The sequence below is a fragment of the Collinsella sp. Sow4_D11 genome (assembly GCF_052116465.1).
Lineage (GTDB): Bacteria > Actinomycetota > Coriobacteriia > Coriobacteriales > Coriobacteriaceae > Collinsella.
This window is the reverse complement of sequence record NZ_JBQKLA010000005.1, coordinates 14780-35311: the sequence shown is the minus strand read 5'-3', so window position 1 is coordinate 35311 and position 20532 is coordinate 14780. Positions and strand designations below refer to the sequence as shown.

20 protein-coding genes are annotated in these 20532 nt (G+C 56.3%); 9 read left to right on the top strand and 11 right to left on the bottom strand.

Annotated features, from left to right (window positions below):
* Nucleotides 1–34 precede the first annotated feature (34 nt).
* The 3 genes from ACTQ40_RS03425 to ACTQ40_RS03415 all read right to left on the bottom strand — a co-directional run bounded on the left by ACTQ40_RS03425 (nt 35) and on the right by ACTQ40_RS03415 (nt 4849).
* Nucleotides 35–2056, bottom strand: coding sequence for a gamma-glutamylcyclotransferase family protein (locus ACTQ40_RS03425; protein ID WP_441537380.1), 2022 nt, complete (start codon nt 2054–2056; stop codon nt 35–37).
* Between the two features lie 349 nt (nt 2057–2405).
* On the bottom strand, nt 2406–3371 hold the full coding sequence (locus ACTQ40_RS03420) for a helix-turn-helix domain-containing protein (protein ID WP_441563348.1): 966 nt from the start codon (nt 3369–3371) through the stop codon (nt 2406–2408).
* Nucleotides 3372–4057: 686 nt separating this feature from the next.
* Complete coding sequence (locus tag ACTQ40_RS03415) at nt 4058–4849, bottom strand: 7beta-hydroxysteroid dehydrogenase (RefSeq protein ID WP_154516391.1); 792 nt, start codon at nt 4847–4849, stop codon at nt 4058–4060.
* A gap of 665 nt (nt 4850–5514) precedes the next feature.
* Here ACTQ40_RS03415 and ACTQ40_RS03410 point away from each other — a divergent pair.
* The 6 genes from ACTQ40_RS03410 to ACTQ40_RS03385 all read left to right on the top strand — a co-directional run bounded on the left by ACTQ40_RS03410 (nt 5515) and on the right by ACTQ40_RS03385 (nt 10375).
* Nucleotides 5515–6219 (top strand): CDP-alcohol phosphatidyltransferase family protein, encoded by a 705-nt coding sequence (locus tag ACTQ40_RS03410; RefSeq protein ID WP_441031238.1) that lies wholly within the window; start codon nt 5515–5517, stop codon nt 6217–6219.
* A gap of 66 nt (nt 6220–6285) precedes the next feature.
* A complete protein-coding gene (locus ACTQ40_RS03405; RefSeq protein ID WP_195838557.1) occupies nt 6286–6720 on the top strand; it encodes an FHA domain-containing protein in 435 nt (144 codons plus the stop codon).
* A gap of 3 nt (nt 6721–6723) precedes the next feature.
* The gene (gene ftsR, locus ACTQ40_RS03400; protein ID WP_441563347.1) at nt 6724–7608 is read left to right on the top strand and encodes a transcriptional regulator FtsR; all 885 of its coding nucleotides are present in this window, start codon (nt 6724–6726) and stop codon (nt 7606–7608) included.
* A gap of 38 nt (nt 7609–7646) precedes the next feature.
* Nucleotides 7647–8177, top strand: a complete 531-nt coding sequence (locus ACTQ40_RS03395; protein ID WP_441563346.1) for an adenine phosphoribosyltransferase — start codon at nt 7647–7649, stop codon at nt 8175–8177.
* Between the two features lie 32 nt (nt 8178–8209).
* Complete coding sequence (locus tag ACTQ40_RS03390; RefSeq protein ID WP_154516376.1) at nt 8210–9331, top strand: coiled-coil domain-containing protein; 1122 nt, start codon at nt 8210–8212, stop codon at nt 9329–9331.
* Nucleotides 9332–9508: 177 nt separating this feature from the next.
* Entirely contained in the window at nt 9509–10375 is an 867-nt protein-coding gene (locus tag ACTQ40_RS03385; protein ID WP_441069232.1) for a DegV family protein, read from the top strand.
* A 73-nt stretch (nt 10376–10448) separates the two neighbouring features.
* Here ACTQ40_RS03385 and ACTQ40_RS03380 read toward each other — a convergent pair whose 3' ends face one another.
* Together ACTQ40_RS03380 and ACTQ40_RS03375 are read right to left on the bottom strand one after the other, a co-directional pair.
* A complete protein-coding gene (locus tag ACTQ40_RS03380) occupies nt 10449–11060 on the bottom strand; it encodes a DUF1836 domain-containing protein (protein ID WP_427717447.1) in 612 nt (203 codons plus the stop codon).
* A 154-nt stretch (nt 11061–11214) separates the two neighbouring features.
* On the bottom strand, nt 11215–12153 hold the full coding sequence (locus tag ACTQ40_RS03375; protein WP_441563345.1) for an NAD(P)/FAD-dependent oxidoreductase: 939 nt from the start codon (nt 12151–12153) through the stop codon (nt 11215–11217).
* A gap of 213 nt (nt 12154–12366) precedes the next feature.
* Between ACTQ40_RS03375 and ACTQ40_RS03370 the strand changes: the two genes are divergently transcribed.
* On the top strand, nt 12367–13572 hold the full coding sequence (locus ACTQ40_RS03370; protein WP_441563344.1) for an MGDG synthase family glycosyltransferase: 1206 nt from the start codon (nt 12367–12369) through the stop codon (nt 13570–13572).
* A 455-nt stretch (nt 13573–14027) separates the two neighbouring features.
* Here the strand turns inward: ACTQ40_RS03370 and dut are convergent, their stop codons facing one another.
* The 3 genes from dut to ACTQ40_RS03355 are packed head-to-tail and all read right to left on the bottom strand — an operon-like array spanning nt 14028 to nt 15420.
* Nucleotides 14028–14471 (bottom strand): dUTP diphosphatase, encoded by a 444-nt coding sequence (gene dut, locus ACTQ40_RS03365; RefSeq protein WP_441563343.1) that lies wholly within the window; start codon nt 14469–14471, stop codon nt 14028–14030.
* A gap of 4 nt (nt 14472–14475) precedes the next feature.
* Nucleotides 14476–14919: a transcriptional regulator NrdR gene (gene nrdR / locus ACTQ40_RS03360; RefSeq protein ID WP_154516361.1), complete on the bottom strand. Its 444-nt coding sequence runs from the start codon at nt 14917–14919 to the stop codon at nt 14476–14478.
* Between the two features lie 51 nt (nt 14920–14970).
* Nucleotides 14971–15420, bottom strand: coding sequence for a LysM peptidoglycan-binding domain-containing protein (locus ACTQ40_RS03355; RefSeq protein ID WP_441563342.1), 450 nt, complete (start codon nt 15418–15420; stop codon nt 14971–14973).
* 164 nt (nt 15421–15584) lie between these two features.
* On the opposite strand from ACTQ40_RS03355, the gene lexA reads away from it, so the two are divergent.
* Together lexA and ACTQ40_RS03345 are read left to right on the top strand one after the other, a co-directional pair.
* Nucleotides 15585–16229 carry a transcriptional repressor LexA gene (gene lexA, locus ACTQ40_RS03350; RefSeq protein ID WP_427717464.1) on the top strand — a complete coding sequence of 215 codons (645 nt, stop codon included), beginning with the start codon at nt 15585–15587 and terminating at the stop codon, nt 16227–16229.
* Entirely contained in the window at nt 16229–16933 is a 705-nt protein-coding gene (locus ACTQ40_RS03345; protein ID WP_441563341.1) for a heparan-alpha-glucosaminide N-acetyltransferase, read from the top strand. The genes lexA and ACTQ40_RS03345 overlap by 1 nt, the downstream gene beginning before the upstream one ends.
* On the opposite strand, the gene hflX is transcribed toward ACTQ40_RS03345, so the two are convergent.
* Genes hflX through miaB form a run of 3 tightly spaced genes read right to left on the bottom strand, consistent with a single transcriptional unit; the run spans nt 16918 to nt 20515 of the window.
* Entirely contained in the window at nt 16918–18207 is a 1290-nt protein-coding gene (gene hflX, locus ACTQ40_RS03340) for a GTPase HflX (protein WP_441563340.1), read from the bottom strand. The genes ACTQ40_RS03345 and hflX overlap by 16 nt on opposite strands.
* Nucleotides 18207–19145: a tRNA (adenosine(37)-N6)-dimethylallyltransferase MiaA gene (gene miaA, locus ACTQ40_RS03335; protein WP_441563339.1), complete on the bottom strand. Its 939-nt coding sequence runs from the start codon at nt 19143–19145 to the stop codon at nt 18207–18209. Before miaA ends, hflX begins: the two co-directional genes overlap by 1 nt.
* A complete protein-coding gene (miaB, locus tag ACTQ40_RS03330; protein WP_441563338.1) occupies nt 19145–20515 on the bottom strand; it encodes a tRNA (N6-isopentenyl adenosine(37)-C2)-methylthiotransferase MiaB in 1371 nt (456 codons plus the stop codon). Before miaB ends, miaA begins: the two co-directional genes overlap by 1 nt.
* Nucleotides 20516–20532 lie beyond the last annotated feature (17 nt).

The following is a 20532-nucleotide window of genomic DNA, read 5'->3' as shown; positions in this document are numbered from 1 at the left end:
TTGGCGATTCTTACCAGTTCAGACGGCTTTCAGGCTATTCGCGCTGCGGGAGAGACTCGCACCACTGCAGCAATGCGCTCAACATAGCGGGCTTGTCTTGCACGAACTGTTCACGCCTCACACCGCGGCGCGGCTCAAAGCGAATGACGTAACCCCTGTTGTCCAGGTACACGTCATAGCTTTCGGGGGCGCCGGGCAGGTTCAGCGCTACATGGCGCGTGCTGCGAATGCGTTGCGGCGCCTCCGTAAGAGACTCGTTGGGCAGCTGACCGCCGCATATCTCTTCTAGTGCGCGGAAGCGGCGTCCGAAGCTCAGGTAACCGTGGCAACCGCTGTCTGCATGCCCGGCACAGCAGAACTGCGTTTTATAACCCTTATCGTTCAGTATGCGCACATGGGGCTGCAGCTCGTGGTCGATCGCTACCAGGTGATCAGGGCGCTTGCCGCATTCGCATTCGCCCAAGGGCTTAAAGCACTTCGGGCACACGAACAGCATGCACTTCATGGTTTGCTCGGGCGTGAGCTCCCTGATTCCCAGGGCTGCGATTTCTGCCGCAGGGGCTTCGGGCTGCACGCAGGGGCAGCCGCTTGCGCGCAGAATTGCGTCGATGCGAGCCACGGTGGTGCGCTCCATTTTCAGGGCGATGGCTTCGTCGCGCATCGCGCCAAACGCTTCGATGTCTTTCGTAACTGCAGAAAGCGGGGTTCGCCGAGAGATGTACACGAATGCGTTCTTTTCCCTCGCAGCGGGTTCGCCCTCAATCTTCACCGTGACGCCGGCTTTTGCATAGGTGCCGTACTGCACGCCATTCGCTTTGTCCAGCGTCTGGACCTCGCCCCGCGTGAGACCATGCCACAGCACGCCTTCCACAAACGATCCTTCCATGCGCATGATGGTGGGACGGCCCTTCGCGTCGCACGCCAGCGTGTAGCCATAGAGCTTCGCCTTGGTTGCATAAACATGGTGACCGCCCTCGAGCTTTTTGGCAATGCGGTCATGGCTGATGTCAAAGCCATATGCGAAGTACGGGGTTTCCGCATACTCGCGGGTGTCGGCGGAGTGTTCGCGCGCGCTGAACACCGGGACAGAGGGACGATTAAAGTTGTGCACGTCAAACTCAGGCAGGCTGTTGCACCAGCCGAGCAGGGTGCGCAGCAGGGCCTTGCGCTGCTTTTCGAACTCATCCAGCGTAAGGGAGTAACTAAGGTCTGCCTGCAGCGCAGGGTCGCTGCTGCGCACTGCGCGGAACCCTTCGGGGACGTCAATCTTGTAACCGAACTCGCCTGGAATCTTGATTGCCAAGTAGATGCGGTGAGACCCGCAGAAGGTGGCCTCACTCGCTTCCATCACCTGGTAGCGCTTAGAGCGCAGGATGCGTCCATGCTGCTGAAGGCCACGGGGGAAACGGCGTGCGTAGTAACCGGTGTAACGGCATGTGCAATCGGCGATCTGGTGACCTTCACCGCACACGAAGTCGGCGTATTCGCGTGCAGCGGGGAGGTCGATCTTGGCTGCGCCATACGCCGCCGACTCTTCTTGCGCGCGCAAGCGGTCCAGGCTGTCGGCGCGCATGTCGGACATCTGCGCCAAGGTTGCCTCATCAAGCTGCATCACGCGGCCGGCTTCGACCACGCGGTCGATGTAATCGTACTTTTCGGTGTACCTGCGCAGCGGGGTGCGCTCAGAGATGTAGACCATCGCCTCAAGGGTTGCGGGAACCACATCGCCTTCGCGCCCAACGGTCACCGTTTCCTTGCGGTAACAACCAGATGCAATGCCTTCGTAGCGGTCGAGAGACGCCACGTGAGAGCTATCGAGCGCCCACAGCGCGCCTTGCACATGCGACCCCTCGCGCTTGGTGATGGTGAGGTATCCGGCGGTGTCGAACGCCAGTTCATAGCCGTTCAGGGTCGCTTTGCCCAGCAGCACCGCGCCGGGGCAGCGGGTTTCAACTTGATGGATATCAAGGTTGCTACCGTACGCGAAGTTGATGATCGAGGGTGCAGTCTCGGGGTGACGGGCTGAGGCGTTGTTGCGTTTCTCGTTGTACTTCATGGTTCACGCCTTTCGGTGTTGTGATGGGCTTCGGTCGCTCGAGCTGATTGCAGCATACAGTCTGAAGCCGAAAAGGCGTGAAAACCTGAGATTGTCATTTTAAGAAATAGAACGAAAAGGACGGCCATGCACGAAATCGCGCAGGCAGAAAGCGCTGTTCGAGGCGCATCCTGCGAAAGGATACCCGTTCAGAAGGGTTGTTGCCAGTTTTTATCGATTCGATTTTTTACGAGCGCACGAAGAGGTTGCGTTTAGAAAAACGCAAGGGCGGCTGTTTCGCCTGTAAGCAAACATGAAATCGGCCGCAGCGGTACCGCCTGGGAGGGCGGACGAGGGACTTGGCCGCAACCTAATCCCCGGGTGCGGCTGCTACGCTCACTACTTGAGAATCGTAGACCGCCCAGTATGTTCCATCCAAGAGTCGCAACACGAAACAGCGGTCATCTTTGCCTATTTCGGCGGCGTTTACGCATTTCTGAAGATCGGCGTGGCGCGCGTAGCGGCCGACGAGCTCATCTCCATTTACAAGCACGACTTTAAGATTGAGACCCATCTTCTCATACATAACGATACGATCCGAATCGTCCACGCCCTTGCTTGAGTCGAAGTCGGGCCTTAGCCCAGCGAGGCGAACCCCTCGCTTATCCAACGCTTTGTCGATTCCGCCCTTGGCGTAGTCGCTCAGCTGGTAATAGATTCTGCGCGCGAGATCATCTGCCACGACGCGCTCTGGGTCCCCGCCTGACCGTTCCGCTCGAAACTCGCCTAATGCCGACAGCATCAGGTACACCTCATGCAATCGCAGCGGCAGAAAGATCGGGTGGGCCGTCGACTTCAGGCCGCCGCGGCTTGTCGGCTCGGCCTTGATGTAGGAGTCGCCAAAACGCACGCCGTCTGCCAGGGCGCTCAGGCGCTTTTGCACCGCCGTGCGCGAGCAGCCCAGGTACGCGGCGATCGCTTGCTGGGTCATTCCCTTATGCGCCGCTTTGAGCAGCATGAGATTTGCCTCGTCCGTGCCTATGAACGACTTGTCCAGGTTGTAGTGGCGCTTTTTTGGGGCGCCGCCGATCTCGTTGCCCTTTTCGAACAGCTCGTGCACGCTCAGGAACAATTCATGGCGGCCGTTGCTTTGGGGGCCTTCCTCTGAGTTGGCATAATCTGCCAGCGCCTTGCAAAACAAGCGATAGTTTTCGTCAGTGACGAAAGTGGGCCACTGCATGTTGTGAAAGCGTGTGCCTTCACGTGTGTCGGCGAATTTCGAATACGCAGACTCAGGATCGCAACCGACCCTTTCCGCAATTTCCGCAACTCTCATGCCAATCCCTTCCGCAACCCAATCACACGAACGAAAAACCTATCAAGCCAGAAGATTAATGTGGCAAAAAAGAAGAAGAGGCATTACACCCCTCCTTCTGGACAGCCTGCACCCCGGTTCCCTGTCTGCCAGTTCGCCCCCCGAAACCCTCGGGGCGCTGTGGGGTCGAACCCCTCCGCATGGAAAATTCTATCGCGGCCATGCCCGCTATGCGTGTCACGCACACCACGCCAAACGTCAGGTTTACCAGCCGGGACTGAGCCCTCTTTCGAGAGCAGGGTTATATTAGCATCTACAAACTCGAAAAACCCTGCCGCATTTGAGGAGTACCAAGAAAACGGTCTACACCTTGAATATCAACCTCATCCGAACACCTCCCGCATTCACACGAACATGTACGGATGAATGCGGGAATCCGATACCCTGAGGGCCGGATCGGCCGGCCCACTAGGCACGAGCGGGACACGGTCCAGAGGATGCCGGAGCGCAGGGTCCCGTGCAGGGAGATCGCGGGGGAGCCGGGCAGGTCGCCCTAGACGGTGAGCGCCGAGGTGCCGTCGCGCCCACCCATGAAAAGAGGGTTTCTTTGCGGGCGCCGCATCCGCACGCCCCCGCAAAGAAACCCTCGCACTCGCATCTCTACCTGCGAACCCGCACGCGCCCTCGCGCACGCGCCGCGGCAGCTGCTAGTCGCGGTAGAACGAGCCCATGTAGCGGATGTACTCGTCCTCGGTGTGGTTGGCCTTCCAGTCGTGGACGGAGTCCTTGTTGCGCTGCCCGGCGATGACGGAGAGCTCCTTACCCAGCTTCTCAAAGGCCTCGTCGACGCACTCCTCGGGGGTGAGGGCGATCTTCATGACGGCCTCGCCCTGCGGGCCGCCGGGGAGGTTGGACAGCAGGCTGGGGGTTAGGGTGGTGCCGAGGGTGATGACCTCGACGTCGACACCGGTGCCCTCGCACTCGCAGGCCACGGCCTCGGTCATCTTGAGGATGAAGGCCTTGCCCGCGCCGTACTGGCCGTTCCAGGGGCTGGAGCTGATGCCGGTCATCGACGAGACGTTGATCACGGCGCCGCGGTCCTGGGCGGCAAAGATCCGCATGTAGTGGTGGAAGCACTTGAGGAAGGTCACGACGTTGACGTTGATCATGGCCTCGTGCTTCTCCCAGGGAGTGTCCTGGATCTTGCCGAAGCTGTGCAGGCAGGCCACGTAGCTCATGAAGCCCATGTCCAGGCCCTCGGTCGCGGCGAAGACGGTCTCGGCAGCGTCGGGCTGGCTAAAGTCGGCGCGCACGACCTTGGTCTCCACGCCGTAGGTCTCACGGATCTCGCCGGCGAGCACGTTCAGCTTCTCCTCGCGACGGCCGACCATGACGACATTCATGCCGCCGGCGGCGATCTTCTCGCAGAACGCCTTGCCGACGCCCTCGGTCGCGCCCAGGATCAGGCCCCACTCACCGTACTTTTCCCTCAGGTTCATACTGCATCCTCTCTCTCGATGCCCATGCGGGCACCTCTCCTTTAGCGTGCGGCCGCTCAGCCGCATACGGTGCGCCATTATGCGCTGAACAAGAGGGGAGTGCGTTCACGACTTTGCGAACGAACCCGAAACAACGATGAACGGTGTCGGTCTATCACCACAATGAAACCCTTGCAGTATCAAGAGGGGAGGTGCTGGCGGGTGGAACCAAAAGGTGATCGCCGCCATCTCTAGCTCCACCTTATCGGGTTTCCCGTCGCAAGCGATGCTTCAAAGAGCTTGCGCAGCGAAACGTTGGCGAAGGTCCAGGACCACGCTTTGCTGCTGCCCACTGTGACTCGGCCCTCGGCTCTGCGTAGAACCCGAAGCCGCTTTTGCAGTCGATGCGATTGACCCCGTCGAGGTCGGTGAGGGTGTAGCTTTCGCCCTCTCCATCCTGGCTCGAGCGTCCCTTGCGCTCGAAAGCAAAGTAACTTGACGCGAAGAGCACCTCACCAGCGCCGTTATTTTTTGGCATCTTTGGGGGCTGATGTACACAAATGCGACTCCACGTGCCGACCAGCAACGTCCTCCACATGTCTGGACTCTCTATGCTTACGCTGGATAGACATCGCCAGAACGGGTATAGTATCGAGAGTTTTGTCGTTTACCAGCGGGGGAGTCCTGTGGGCATCAAAAAGAAGATCAAAAAGGAGCTTATCGGCACCTCCGATTACCCGTCGAATAAGATTTTCACGATCTCCAATTTCATTACCTTCACGCGCCTGGTCCTCACGCTGGTCTTCCTGTACCTGTTTGTGACGGACAACAACCGTGTCGTCGCCATTGTCATCTATGCCATCGCGGCCTCCACCGACTGGATGGACGGTCAGATTGCCCGTATGACCAAAACGGTCTCGTGGCTCGGCAAGGTTATGGATCCCATCTGCGACCGTGCGCTGCTATTTACAGGCGTTTTAGGTCTCGTGGTTCGCGGCGAGCTTCCCATCTGGGTCTGCGTGCTCATCATCGGTCGCGATATCTACCTGGGCATCGGCACGCTCATCGTGCGCCACTACCACCGCCGCCCCATCGACGTAGTGTTTCCCGGCAAGATTGCCACGGCGCTGCTCATGACCGGCTTCTCGCTCATGCTGCTGGGCTTTCCCACCGTGGACGGCTGGCATCTGCTGCCCGCCACGTTCACGGCCTTCCCGGGCCTCAACGGCAGCTCGGTACCGCTCGGCATCTTCTTTGTGTATGGCGGCGTCATCTTCTCCATGCTCACCGCTGTCATCTATTCCATTAAGGGTGGAGCGGCCATTAAACAGGCTGTTGCGCATCCAGAGGACGAAGACGTCGACTTTCTTAACCCCGAAATCGAAGACTAAGCCATTGGGGTATTATTACGTACAGTTCATTCTTTGCGGCATGTCCGCGTTAAGTTAGGGGTTGTCATGGACAACATGGTTAACAATATGCCTCAAAACGATAAGACTGCCGACGCAACCTGCGTCTTCCGTGTGCCTTCGAGCGACGTTACCGTTCCCGATCTTATGGCGAACGTTCGCATCACTGCCCCCGTTCTGTCTATTGTCAAGGGGCCGCAGACCGGTGCTGCCTTTGAACTCGAGGATGATGTGACCACCATTGGCCGCGATCCGGCAAACGGCATTTTCCTCAATGACATGACCGTATCGCGTAGCCACGCACGCATTATTCGCGAGGGTCTGGCTGCTCGCATCGAGGACTTAGGCTCGCTCAACGGCACGTGGGTTGATGGCGCCATCGTCAATGCCGCCCCGCTGCACGACGGATCTTCCGTCCAGATCGGTACGTTTACGCTCATCTACCACGAGAGCACGCCGGAGCGCATCGAAACCGGTGAGTAGGGCATGGCCGAACGCAACTATCTGAGTATCGGCCAGGTCGTCAATTTACTTCGAGGCGCATACCCCGATCTTTCGAACTCAAAAATTAGATTTCTAGAAGATGAGGGGCTCATCACCCCTCATCGTACGCCTAAGGGGTATCGCCAATACTCCAAGGAGGACGTTGACCGTCTAGAGGTCATTCTGCACCTGCAGAAGACGCGCTACATGCCGCTCAACGTGATCAAGCAACGCCTGGAAAACGCTACAGATCTCTCCACGCTTGCCTACGAGGTGGGCCTGCTGTCCGATGTTCCGCTCAAGACGGAACCAAAGGAAACCAAGCAGAAACTGCACCCCATCGAGACCATTCCGGATATGTTGGGCGTCGAGATCTCGTTTATTCGCTCCTTGGCCGAAAACGACCTTATTCGCATTATCAAGAGTCCGCAGAACCGCGAGCTCGTCGACGGGCGCGATTTTCCGATTATCCGCTACTGTTCCGAGCTGTCACGCTTTCATATCGAGCCGCGAAACCTTCGTCAGTACGTATCATCCGCCAACCGCGAGTCTTCGATGTTCGAGCAAGTGCTCGTGAGTATGCTTGGCATGGACACCTCCGATGATGAACGCGATGCCAAGCTCGAACGCGCGTTTAAGAAGTTACATGACCTCACCGAGGGCGTGCATACTGCGCTGCTCAAAAACCGCGTGTTTGAGTCACTCAACGCTGTAGTCGAGGACGCCGATATCGATGCCCTTGATGAGGAGATCGCACGCTCCGAATCAACCAAGGCCAAAAGCGAAGAGGCATCAGCCTCCGCGGTCCTCGTGCGCGAGGAATCCCTCGTGCAGCCGCTTAAGGTTGTCGCCCCCTCGCACACTGGCACCGCCAGCGCGGACAAATAAACGCTTCTACAAACCAGCCTCCCATGAAAGGTCACGCCATGTACGACTTCGAACCTCACATCGTCGACATCCCCGACTATCCCGAGCCCGGAGTCGTCTTTAAGGACATCACGCCGCTCTTTAGCAATCCCGAAGCGCTTAAAGCCATGGTCGACGCGCTAGCGGAGCATTTCTCCGGCATGGGCATCACTAAGGTTGTAGGACCCGAGGCTCGCGGCTTTATGGTAGGCGTGCCTGTTGCCGTGGCACTCGGCGCCGGCTTTGTTCCTGCACGTAAACCGGGAAAACTGCCACGTAAGACCGTTAGCCAGGAATACGAGCTCGAATATGGAACCGATTCGATTGAGATTCACGTCGATGCCATCACCTCTAAAGATACCGTGTTGATTCTGGACGACTTGGTCGCGACAGGCGGAACCGTTGAGGCAACAGGTAAACTAGTGCGAGATATGGGCGCAAAGCTCGTAGGTTATGGTTGTATCCTTGAGCTTGCGTTTCTTAATCCGCGCAAGAAGCTCACGCCTTCTAACGAGGACGTTGAGCTCTTTAGCCTGGTAACGGTGGACTAACCGCTACCCTTAGATACCGGAAAGGAAGCTCCATGCGCACAGCAAACACGCACAAAAACATGGCACGCTGCGCTGCTACGGCAACCCTCGCTTGTGTTTTGGGCTTGGGCCTCGCGGCTCCTGCCTATGCCGATACCGCGTCCGATCTTGCCGCCGCTCGTACCAAACTCGAGCAGATCGGTACGCAAACCCAGCAAATTCATGAAGAACTCTCCGCTCAGACGCAGGAGCTTGATCAGACTGCAGGCGAGATCACGCAAAAGCAGCAAGAGATTGCCGAGGGCCAGGCAAAGCTTTCGAGCTACGTTGCCGGTGAGTACAAGACCGGCGGTCTGAGTCTCCTTCAGGTTCTGACGGGCGTCGACGATCTGGGCGATATGCTCAACCGTTTGTTCTACTACGGCAAGGTTTCCGACAAGCAGGCCCAGACCATTCAGGAGGTCAAGGACCTTAAGCAGCAGCTCACCGATAAGCAGGCCGAGCAGGAGAAGAACGTCGCCGCGACGCAGAAGAAGGTCGACGAACTTAACGCCCAGCAGGCTGAGGCCCAGAGTGTCGTGAACTCCCTGGATTCACAGCTGCAGGCCGAGCTTGCTGCCGAGGCCGAGGCGAACGCCGCGCTGCAGGCTGGCATAAATGCCAGCACCGCCGAAAAGGCCACGGTGAGCAACGACACCGCCGGTACGACCGAGAACACCAACAATGGTGGCGGTACGACCAACAACGGCGGCGGCAACACGCCCGCGCCCGCGCCCGCTCCTGCTCCCACGCCGCAGCCCTCGACGCCCGCCCCGGCACCGGCCCCTTCCGCACCGAGCCAGTCCGTTGACGGCGGCAGCGTTGTCTCTCGCGCTTATAGCAAGCTTGGTTGCGCTTATTCCTGGGGCGGTATTGGCCCGAACAGCTTTGACTGCTCCGGCTTTGTAAGCTACTGCCTCACCGGCCGCTACTGTCGCCTGGGCACTACCGGCACCTTCATGGGTTGGCCCCGTGTTTCTGATCCTCAGCCGGGCGACGTCGTGGTTAACTCTTACCACACCGGCATCTACATTGGTAACGGCCAGATGATCCATGCTTCCGACTACAGCACGGGCGTTATCATCAGCTCCGTTGCCGCTGGCATGAACAACAATTATATTTTCGTTCGCTATTAAGTGTTTTAACTCAGCTAACGAAAGTGGACCTCGTATCCTTTGGGAGCGAGGTCCATTGTTTTATCTCGACCGCCCATTTTGTGTGTAAACTACAATCTAGTTTTGAATACTAGATATGCGCAGCATCTGTCCAAAAGATAGCTATAATTGTTGAGGAACAACTAGAAAGGACCCTCAATGAGCTGGGCACTCATCTCAGATTCGAGCTGCAATCTTCGCGATTGGCAACCAACCGCACCTCATACCACCTTTGCATTTGCACCCCTTAAGATCCGAGTGGGGGAGCGTGAATTTGTCGACGACCTCTCGCTCGATGTTCACGAGCTTAATGTTGCCATTCAATCGGAATCCAGCGCATCATCGAGCTCCTGCCCAAGCGTAGGGGAGTGGGCTGAGCTCTTTAAGCTCGCCGACAAGACGATCTGCATGCCCATCTCCGAGGGCGTCTCGGGAAGCTACAATGCCGCGGCCACCGCGCGTGACATGGTGCTTGCCGAAGAGCCCAATCGTAAGATTCACCTGGTTAATTCGCGCGCAGCAGGCGGCAAGATGGACCTGATCTTCTTACTGTTTGATCGCTATCTTGCAAGTAAACCGGATGCCTCCTTTGAGGAAGCCTGCGCCTACTTCGATAGCTTGGAGCAGAACAGCAAGATCCTCTTTAGTTTATGCAATTACGAAAACCTTGCGAAGGCCGGACGTATCCCCAAGGCGGCCGGTGTTATTGCCAACAAGCTCAACATCCGCATTTTGGGCACGGCGAGCGAAGCGGGCGAAATTGAACTCGTTGGGCATACGCGTGGCGAAAAGAAGATGCTCACCAAGATTGTCGACACCATGGAGGCCGAGGGTTTCACGGGCGGCGAGGTCATCATCGATCACGTTGAGAACGAAGCTGGAGCCCAGGCGCTTGCCGACCGCATTGTGGAGCACTGGCCGGGCTCCAAGACTATCATCATGCCCTGCAACGGCCTAGATTCCTATTACGCCGAGATGCATGGTCTCATCATCGGCTACGGCATGGGCGTGGCTTCGGGCCAATAAAGCCCAACCAAGCAAAAACGCGGACGGGACAAAGTGACTGATGGCTCTTTATCCCGCCCGCGTTATACGTCGCCTAGCTATTAAACCCATTGAACTTGAGGTAGCTCATCAGGTACGCCTTCGATACAAAAGACGAAACCGCACTGCGTACGAGCAATGACTCGCGCGTAACCTGATGTGCGGTATCGGGCACGGGAGTCTGCTCAAGGGAAAAAGCCGCACGAATCGATGCCTCAAGTTGATCGACTACATAATCGAAAGCCGTCGGAGCGTCGTAGCTCAATCGCTGAATATTAAAGAGCGCCTGAACCGCAGCGATGGGCAACACCTGTTTAAAGATACAAATGGCGATGAGACGCGCAATCTGCTCACGGCCATACTGCTTTTTAACCGGAGCAGGAACGAGGCCGACCTTTACGTAGTTATTGATCATCGAAGGCGTGATAACGGGCTGCTCTACGCAAATCGAAAGCGGCTCCATCCACAGCGCAACATATTCAATGACCTGATCGCGATAGAGCGTTACGTTGGGCAGCTGGTCATAGCGTGGCAGGCAGAGCGTATTGAGCTTGCGAACCATATCGGACTGAATAAATGCATCCGGCAGCACCGTCGGCTGAATATCCTCCGGCTTAATGCTGACCGATGTATCGGACATCGGGATAACATGTTTGACGTGGTTCATAAGAGACCTCCGTTCGTTTTCTATATTGTATTCTAGATTAACTTGTTTTGCATACCACATGGCCGCTAAGTAAAAGTGGTTGGACAGCACATTGGCGCACCGTCCAACCACTTTGTAAATAGATAGCAACCTTACATAAGATATATTATCGTACTTATCCTCGTAAGAAGGCGTATGCGCTGGTTGCCGCTATGGCTCCGTCCGAAACGGCGGTCACAACCTGGCGTAAACGCTTGGAACGGATATCGCCGGCAGCAAACAAGCCCGGCGTGCGCGTGGCCATCGAATCATCGGTAACGATACCGTCGTCAGGCGCCAGATCCACCAGATGCTGTACTAGCTCGGTATGGGGCTGTGTTCCGGCAAAGACAAAGATGCCAAACGAACCTGGATCGAAGGACTCGGAATAGGTATCACCGGTGGCGTTGTCCTTAAACGTGATAGTTGTAGGCATGGCCTCGCCCGATAGCTCCACAATACTAGTTTGGTACCTAACAGAAATATTATCTTTAGCGAGCACCTTTTGAACCACGCCATCGGGAGCACGGAACTGATCGCGGCGCAAGACGATGGTCACGCTGCTGGCAATTTCTGATAAGAACAGGGCTTCCTCGCAGGCAGCATTACCGCCGCCAATGACAAAGATCTGTTTGCCACGAAAGAACATGCCGTCGCACGTCGCACAATACGAAACGCCGCGACCGCGATACGTATCCTCACCGATAAAGCCAGCAGAGCGCGGCGTGGCGCCCATGCAAGCGATAACACTCGAGGCCAGCGTATCGCCCGTATCGTGATGCACCGTAAACAGCGCCGCATCCGCATCGTAATCGATACCCGTAACCATGCTCCATGCAACCTGTGCTCCCAGGCCCTCTGCATGTTGCTGAAAACGCTCGCCGAGTTCGGCACCGCTCAAGAGCGGAATGCCCGGATAGTTTTCGACCTCATTGGTTGTGGCGATCTGTCCTCCCGACATGCCTTGCTCGATCACGGTCGTCGTTAGATTGGATCGCGCAGCATAAATGGCTGCAGCATAGCCCGCTGGGCCGCCGCCGATAATCGCAACATCGATCGGCTGATTGGTAGTCATGGAGTGTCCTCTCATCGAAACATTGGTGTTCTTTGCGCTCATACCCAAATTTAGGAGAACATGACAGTCATGCACTACAATGATTCTTTGCGAAACAACGATGAAGGGGAGTTATCGATGGATCAAACGCAGATGGGCAATGACGCTCCCCTGCCCACGCAAAGCGCCCCTCAATCGGAGCAATTGATGCCGTCACCTGGACAAAAGCCCTTAGTGACCATTGTCCACGCATCGGTTGGTTCGGGACACAAAGCGGCAGCCAATGCTATCGCACAAGCATTCGAGCTTATACGCGGTACCAAGGGCATACCGCAGGATGTCGAGATTGAGGTCTTGGATATCCTCGATTTTGGACGCATAAAATTCGACGGCAACAAAACGGCCGCATCGTTTACCGGCGCCACACGCCCAATTTATGACTTGACCTGGCGATATACCCTTACCGGACACCTGCTTTGGGGCGGCGGCACGGCATGGTCGCGCATTATGTTCCCCGCATTTAACGAATACGTTCGCACTCGTAGGCCTATTGCCGTGGTCGCCACACATATCACGGCAGCCAACGTTGCGGTTGGTGCGCGCGTCATTACGGGCATCGACTATCCCGTCATTTGCGTGCCGACCGATTACGAGGTCGAGGGCTGGTGGCCCCATAAGGACACTGACTTATTCTGCGTGGCAAACGAGTTTATGGCCGAGACGCTCCGCCCACGCAAGGTTCCCGAGGCAAAGATACGCATTACGGGCATCCCTATTCGCACTGGATTTGACACGGATTACAATCGTGAGGAAGAACTCGAGAAGTTCAATCTCCCTATCGACAAGACCATTGTGCTGGTAATGGCCGGCGCCAGTTTGCCTCAACCGTACGTTCGCTTTCGCGCGGCGATGGACCACACCCTCCCCTTCCTCCGTAGCTTCGAGGATATGCACTTTGTCTTTTTGCCGGGCAAGGACACGGAATACGCCACGCGCCTGAAAACTCTCTTCGAAGCCATGAAACTCGAAAACGTCACGGTTCTTGACTATGTCGATGACATGGCAGCGCTCATGCACGGCTGCGATCTGGCAATTCTCAAATCGGGCGGACTCACTGTTACCGAATGCCTGTGTGCACACCTGCCGATGATTCTGCTGGGCAAGTCCTATGGCCAGGAAAAGGCCAACACCACCATGCTCACCGACTTGGGCGCCAGCATGCATGTCACCACCGCACGCGAGCTCATTGTGACGCTGCGCCATCTCCACGATCATCCCGAGTCGCTCAAGGCACTGCTCATCAATGGTGAAGTGCTACGCCGTCCACACGCGGCCGAGGACATCGCCATCGCAACCATGGAACTTGCAGGCAAGCCCCAAAAGCGCAAACGAGCCTTCTGCCGCTTCTACTGGGGCGGAAAACCCGCGCATATCCGCTAGGCGAAAGTCCGCTGCTCGGCGGGAGCCGCCCATATATCATTCCATGCTCAAACATTCTCGCTTCGCTGCGAAACTGCGCGTGGAACGATATATGGGCGGCTCCCGCCGAGCAGCTACGTTTACGTGCTAGCAGCTATGCCAGATTCCCCACCATTAGAATCTGCAAAGGCGAAACCGGAAAATTCAAATGCAGTAAGCCAATGCGACAAAGGGACTGTTCCTTTGTCGCATTGGCTTACTAGAATGTAAATATTTTTCAAGCGAGTAGCCGCCCGCCCGCCTCTCACACATATCGTTCCACGCGCAGTTTCGCAGCGAGCGAAGCGATGCGAGAATGTTTGAGCATGGAATGATATGTGTGAGAGGCGGGCGGGAGGGATACGAGCGCCCCCGCGAGAATGTTTGAGCATGGGATGATATATAGGGCCCTCCCACGGGTGAGCGGACGGAAGCAACTAGGCGACGCCGCTGGAGCCGAAGCCTCCGTTGCCTCGGTCGGTTTCGTCTAGTTCGTCTACCTCCACGAGATTGACCGTGGGAACTTCTTGGATGACGAGTTGAGCGATTCGGTCGCCCTTGTATATCTGGATTTCATTGGATGGATCCAGGTTGATAAGGATGACTTTAAGCTCTCCTCGGTAGTGGGCGTCTATAAGACCGGGCGTGTTGACTATAGACAGACCCTGCTTAATAGCCAGGCCACTGCGAGGCTGAACGAAGCCAGCGTATCCATCGGGCAGCGCGATCGCAAGGCCGGTAGAGACCAAGCGTCGCTCGAAGGGCTTAAGGGTACAGTCCTCATTGGCACGGAGGTCCAAACCGGCATCTGTAGGATGGGCGTATTTGGGAAGCTCGATCGTAGGGTCGAGACGCTTAATGTTGACCGTAATGTTGGACATAAAATCACCTTAACTTGTCGAGCTCTTGCAAAAACTCATCGATGTCTTTGAAATCGCGATAGACCGAGGCAAAGCGAATGTAGGCCACCTTGTCGATCTTGGCCAGGCGCTTAAGCACCATGTCGCCCAGGTCGTGGGACGTAACGGCCGTCAGTGTACGGGAACGCAGCTCAACCTCGATGTCATCGATGAGCTCATTGAGCTTTTTCGTGTCGATGTCGCGCTTAATCGTAGCGCGCATTAAGCCGACCAGCAGCTTATTGCGATCGAACCGCTGCTTTGACCCATCAGATTTGATGACCTCGATGGGGTCTTCGCATCGCTCGAATGTTGTGAAGCGATAGTTGCACGAACAACATTCACGACGGCGTTTAATGGTGTTATTAGATTCCTGCATACGGGAATCGACAACACGGGTATGTGCATTGCCGCATCTGGGACAGCGCATGGTACCTCCTCCAAAACGATAACAAGGGTACCATGTGCCGGAGTTTAAATCTTACGAACGCGCAGGAACTTTAAGAACGTCACCCGCATCGAGTGACCCATGCTCCAGATGATTGACACTGCGAATTATGTCAGAAGTCTCCTGCGTAGAAAGACCGTCAACGGAATGCTCCTGAGCAAGCGACCACAAGGAATCACCAGACTGAACACGGACGGTCTCATAGGTAACGTTAGATGCCGAATCGGCATATGCGGCGTAACGAGCGCTGAAGATCGAGGTAGCAAGTACAAAGAAGAGCGTGAGCGCAACGGCCAGGGCGACAATCGTCGAGGCCTTCAGAGCAACGGGGGCCGAAGTCGTGGCGACGCACTGGCTGCGGACGGGCTTGCCAGGCAGTGTTTGAAAACCAGATCGGCCGCCTTTGACAACCGTGAAAGCCGGCGCCGCAGGCGTCTCGAGCTTAAGGGCGAGGTTTCCCTGGACCATATCCGTTGCATTCATCATGTTCTCCTCTCGCGTTTTTTTGACGAGAACTGTTTTATCAAGCCGCGAGGACAAAAAAGTCTAGCGCGGGAACGAGTGTTCGGTTATTATTATCTTCGAACAGTTGTTCCTGTCAAGCAAACATAGAACATTTGTTTGGGTTAGGTAGAGAGGAATCCCTGATGGCTCGCAAAATTACCAAGCGACAGCAGCAGATTTACGACTTCATCAAGGAGTATCAGCAGGAAAAGGGCTATCCGCCCAGCGTGCGTGAGATGGCTTCGGCTGTGGGTCTTTCCTCCCCTAGCACCGTACATGCACATCTCTCCGCACTGGAAGCACGCGGCCTGCTCAAACGTGACGCCACCAAGCCTCGTGCCCTAGAGCTCTTTGACGAGGACGGAGCCTCCGTCTCCATCTCAAAGTCCGATGAGCCCACGGCACCCCGCGGAACAGTATCGCTACCCCTCGTGGGCCGTGTCGCCGCGGGGATCCCCATCCTTGCCGAGCAGAATATCGAGGACACCTTTACCATCCCGACCGAGATCGCAACGGACCAGGGGTCTTTTATCCTCGAGGTCCACGGCAATTCGATGATTAACGTCGGTATCCTTAACGGCGACTATATCATCGTTCGCGAACAGAAGAGTGCCATGAATGGCGAGATCGTTGTGGCCATGATCGATGGCTCCGCAACGGTCAAAACGTTCTACAAGGAGCAGGGACGAGTTCGCTTGCAGCCCGAAAACGACACCATGGAGCCCATCTATGCGACAAATCCGACGATCCTGGGCAAGGTTGTTGGATTGATGCGCCGGTTCTCGTAATGCAAAACCGCATCACGGTCTTTGATACCATTCGCGGATTTACCATGCTGTCGATGGCAGGATTTCATGCTTGCTACGATCTTGCCTATCTTTATGGTTGGGATATGCCCTGGTTTACTCAGACCATCTTCCAAGACATCTGGCGTGCCAGCATCAGTTGGATTTTTTTGTTTATTGCCGGCTGGATGTGCACCCTCTCGCGCAACAACATCAAGCGTGCCGTCAAATATGCCACTGCCGCTTTTGTTGTATGGGTCGCGACGACGCTCGTCTCAGTCGATGACTCGGTGAACTTCGGCATCATGTTCTGCATGGCGGCCTGCACCGCCATTGTCGCGCTCGCGCGTCCGGTGATCGTTAAAGTGCCGTCGGTATGGGGTATAGCAATTTGCCTCACACTTTTTGCCCTTACCTGGAGCATTCCTAAAACGGTTTATCCTATCCCCTATTTAGCTTGGCTGGGTTTCCCAAGTCCAGACTTTGTCTCTGGTGATTACTATCCAGTCATACCATTCTTATTTATGTACCTTGCAGGCTTCTTTGCCGCCCACACGACTCAGGAAGCAAACTATGAGGCGCCGGGATGGGCCTATGCGAATCCCATCCCGGCGCTCGCAAGTCTCGGGCGCCATGCGCTGCCGTTCTACCTGCTTCATCAACCGGTTATCTTGGGTGTACTGGAGCTGATTTACTCTGTTCGATAACGCTCGAGACGCGGTGCGATACGGGCTGGAAGCTTTGCCACAATACGAACGCCGTCCTCGAGGTATTCCTCGTGCAGAAGGGTTCCCTGTTCGTGCACGAGCGTGATTAACGCGCCCTCTCGATACGGGATATCGGCCGAGAGCAACACGTCCGTAGCGGCCGCTTCACGAGCGATGCGGTCCACTAAGTCATCAAGGCCCTCACCCGTCTGAGCCGAGAACAATACCGCCTCGGGATAGCGCCGGCGAAAGCTCAAGCGGTCGACGCTATCGAGCAGATCGATTTTATTGAACACGGTAAGCGTCAGGCGCTCACCGGCACCAATCTCGTCAAGGACGCGATCAACCGCCTCAAGCTGACGCTCGTAATCCTCATCGGAAGCATCCACAACTTTAAGAACCAAATCGGCGCCGAGCACCTCGGAAAGCGTAGATTTAAACGCGTCGACCAGGCCATGGGGCAGCTTTTGAATAAAGCCAACGGTATCAGTGATCGTCATGCCACGGCCACCGGGTAAACGATACGAACGCGTCGTAGGATCGAGCGTGGCAAACAGCTTATCCTGCGAAAGTACCGTGGATCCCGTCAATCGATTAAGCAACGTCGACTTACCGGCATTGGTGTAGCCAGCCAACGCTACGCGAAACGCCGGCGATTCAATACGGCTTTTCGATTGCACATCACGACGTTGTTCTACCTGTTTCAATTCACGGCGAAGCGCAGCGATCTTATCGCGAATCAGGCGACGGTCGACCTCGAGCTGGCTTTCGCCCTGGCCAAAACGCGATCCAATGCCGCCACGCGTCTGTTCCTTAGCAAGGTGGCTCCACATACCTCGCAGACGGGGCAGCAGATACTGCAACTGAGCCAGCTGCACCTGTAAGCGACCCTCACGCGTCTGAGCATGCAGGCCAAAGATATCCAAAATCAACGCCGTACGGTCAATAATTTTGACCGGTTCGCCCACGGCTTTCTCAAGATAGGTCTGCTGTGAAGGAGTCAAGTCGTCGTCGAAGATTACAACATCCGCATCCATACGATGCACCAAACCGCATAGCTCCTCGACCTTACCGGAGCCGATAAACGATTTGGGATAAGGTTTGACCAGACGCTGAGACAAGCGTGCCACGCATTGGGCTCCAGCAGTGTGAGCCAAGCGCTCGAGCTCGTCGAGCGAACGGTCGAGCGGCCAGGCGTTATCGCGCCACTCAACACCAACCAAGACGGCACGCTCAGGTTCAGGCGCCGTGGGAACCAAGGGAAAACGTGCCATTAGGCAGCCTCGATACGACGGTAGATATCATCGACGACCTCATCGATCGTAAACTCATCCATATCGAACCACACGATGCGGTCGTCACGCTTAAACCAGGAAAGTTGGCGCTTGGCATAGCGACGTGAGCGCATCTTAATAAGCTCGCGGGCCTCATCCATGGTAATAGCGCCTCGCAAGGCATCAATAATCTCTTTGTAACCGATTGCCTGCATCGAAGTGAGTGCATCACCCAGGCCCTGGTCCATAAGGCCACGGACCTCATCAACCAGCCCCTGCTCAAACATAAGGTCGACACGCAGGTTAATACGCTCATACAGCACTTCACGGCTACGCGTCAGACCAAACCACAAGGCATGATAACGCTCACGTGGAACGCTGAATTTAGACTTCTGCTGGGCATACGACACACCGTCATCGTACATCTCGAGCGCACGAATCACGCGGCGAACGTTATGAGGATGAATCACAGCAGCCGATTCCGGATCACGCTCGGCAAGCAGGGCATGCAATGCTTTCTCGCCAATACGCTCGGCAAGCTCCTGATAACCCGTGCGACGTTCGTCCTCGAGCTCTCCCGAAGGAAAGTCCATTTCATCGAGCGCAGCCTTAAGATACAAGCCCGTGCCGCCGCAAAAGACCGGAAGCCGTTGCTCACCAAGCAAACGCTCGATATACGCCCGGGCATCAGACTGATAGAGCGCAGCAGAATACGCGACGCCCGGGTCCACGATATCGACAAGGCGCAGGGGCACCGAGCACTCCTCGGGCATCATCTTGGCCGTACCGATATCCATACCGCGATAGATTTGCATCGCGTCACACGATAACACTTCAGACGACAGACGAGCAGCCAGGCGGTCGGCAACATCACTCTTGCCGACCGCCGTCGGACCGACGATCGCTACGGCAGAAAGGTTTGTGCCGGGGGAAACCATTAGCGAGGCTCACCCACAACGGAGCCAGACAGATACCACGTCTTGGCGACATCCACATCGACGTCGACGATTTTGCCGATAAGCTGATCGATGCTATAGCCAGCGGGAATCGGCGCATGCACTGTCTGGTTCTTAGGACTTTTACCAAGAAGGACAGCGTCGTTTTTCTTGCTCGTGCCCTCAATAAGCGCAGGCACCACGGTGTGAAGCTCGCCCTGGTTATACTCGTATGCCGTCGTCTCGATAACCTTGACCAGACGGTTAAAGCGCTCAAGGATAACCTCATGCGGGGTGGGATCATAGATCTCAGCTGCCGGGGTACCGGCGCGCTTGGAGTAAATAAACGTGTAGGCCTGGGCATAGCGCACCGTCTCGGCAAGCGAGAGCGTCTGCTCAAAGTCTTGCTCGGTCTCGCCCGGGAAGCCCACAATGATGTCGGTCGAAAGCGCAATTTCGGGCATACGGTTACGAATGCGATCGACCAGGCCCAGATAATCCTCGCGCGTGTACCGACGATTCATCTCTTTAAGGATGCGCGTGGAACCCGACTGAACGGCTAGGTGAAGCTGCGGCATAACGGCAGGTGTCTCGGACATAGCATCGATGGTCTCGGGAAGCAAATCCTTGGGGTGCGAAGAAGTAAAGAAGATACGTTCGACGCCCGTATCACCCACGGCGCGCAGCAGGTCGGCAAAGCGCGGCTTGCCAAAGAGATCGCGACCGTAGGAGTTAACGTTTTGTCCCAGCAGCGTAATCTCGCGCACACCCTGACGCACCAGACCCGTCACCTCGTCGACAATCTCCTCGAAGGGGCGGCTCTTCTCGCGACCACGGACGTACGGCACGATGCAGTACGTGCAGAAGTTGTTGCAGCCCGTCATGATGGGCACCCATGCATGATACTGCGTCTCGCGATGCCACGGCATACTCATGGCGTCCGTATCTTCATGCTCATTCGTGCGGATATGGCGCTTGCCATCTATAAACGCCTCGGCGATAAGCTCCGCCACGTGCGCAATCGAATGCGTACCAAAAATAACGTTGACGTTATCGACGTTGGTGAGCAGGCCCTCGCCATCGCGCTGAGCGATGCAACCACCCACGGCGACCACACGCTTGCCCGAAGGAGAAGGAGGAAGACTCTTGCAGGAATTGCACTGACCGTACAGGCGCGTATCGGCAGCCTCGCGCACACAGCACGTCATGAATACGACAATATCGGCATGCTCCGGATCGAGCGCCATAAGACAGCCATAGGAATCGAGCAAACCGCTCACGCGCTCGGAGTCGTGCTGATTCATCTGGCAGCCGAATGTGCGGATAAAATAGGTTTTACCGGCAAGAATATCGCGTACGAAGCGCTGGTCCATGAGTTTACATCCTAACG

Excerpts from the sequence above, each read along its gene's own strand:
- ACTQ40_RS03375 (WP_441563345.1), bottom strand. The coding sequence starts at position 12,153 with ATGACTACCAATCAGCCGATCGATGTTGCGATTATCGGCGGCGGCCCA.
- hflX (WP_441563340.1), bottom strand. The coding sequence starts at position 18,207 with ATGGCACGTTTTCCCTTGGTTCCCACGGCGCCTGAACCTGAGCGTGCC.
- ACTQ40_RS03355 (WP_441563342.1), bottom strand. The coding sequence starts at position 15,420 with ATGAATGCAACGGATATGGTCCAGGGAAACCTCGCCCTTAAGCTCGAG.
- ACTQ40_RS03420 (WP_441563348.1), bottom strand. The coding sequence starts at position 3,371 with ATGAGAGTTGCGGAAATTGCGGAAAGGGTCGGTTGCGATCCTGAGTCT.
- ACTQ40_RS03425 (WP_441537380.1), bottom strand. The coding sequence starts at position 2,056 with ATGAAGTACAACGAGAAACGCAACAACGCCTCAGCCCGTCACCCCGAG.
- ACTQ40_RS03405 (WP_195838557.1), top strand. The coding sequence starts at position 6,286 with ATGGACAACATGGTTAACAATATGCCTCAAAACGATAAGACTGCCGAC.
- nrdR (WP_154516361.1), bottom strand. The coding sequence starts at position 14,919 with ATGCGCTGTCCCAGATGCGGCAATGCACATACCCGTGTTGTCGATTCC.
- ACTQ40_RS03390 (WP_154516376.1), top strand. The coding sequence starts at position 8,210 with ATGCGCACAGCAAACACGCACAAAAACATGGCACGCTGCGCTGCTACG.
- ACTQ40_RS03385 (WP_441069232.1), top strand. The coding sequence starts at position 9,509 with ATGAGCTGGGCACTCATCTCAGATTCGAGCTGCAATCTTCGCGATTGG.
- ACTQ40_RS03380 (WP_427717447.1), bottom strand. The coding sequence starts at position 11,060 with ATGAACCACGTCAAACATGTTATCCCGATGTCCGATACATCGGTCAGC.
- miaA (WP_441563339.1), bottom strand. The coding sequence starts at position 19,145 with ATGGTTTCCCCCGGCACAAACCTTTCTGCCGTAGCGATCGTCGGTCCG.
- dut (WP_441563343.1), bottom strand. The coding sequence starts at position 14,471 with ATGTCCAACATTACGGTCAACATTAAGCGTCTCGACCCTACGATCGAG.
- ACTQ40_RS03415 (WP_154516391.1), bottom strand. The coding sequence starts at position 4,849 with ATGAACCTGAGGGAAAAGTACGGTGAGTGGGGCCTGATCCTGGGCGCG.
- miaB (WP_441563338.1), bottom strand. The coding sequence starts at position 20,515 with ATGGACCAGCGCTTCGTACGCGATATTCTTGCCGGTAAAACCTATTTT.
- ACTQ40_RS03395 (WP_441563346.1), top strand. The coding sequence starts at position 7,647 with ATGTACGACTTCGAACCTCACATCGTCGACATCCCCGACTATCCCGAG.
- lexA (WP_427717464.1), top strand. The coding sequence starts at position 15,585 with ATGGCTCGCAAAATTACCAAGCGACAGCAGCAGATTTACGACTTCATC.
- ACTQ40_RS03345 (WP_441563341.1), top strand. The coding sequence starts at position 16,229 with ATGCAAAACCGCATCACGGTCTTTGATACCATTCGCGGATTTACCATG.
- ftsR (WP_441563347.1), top strand. The coding sequence starts at position 6,724 with ATGGCCGAACGCAACTATCTGAGTATCGGCCAGGTCGTCAATTTACTT.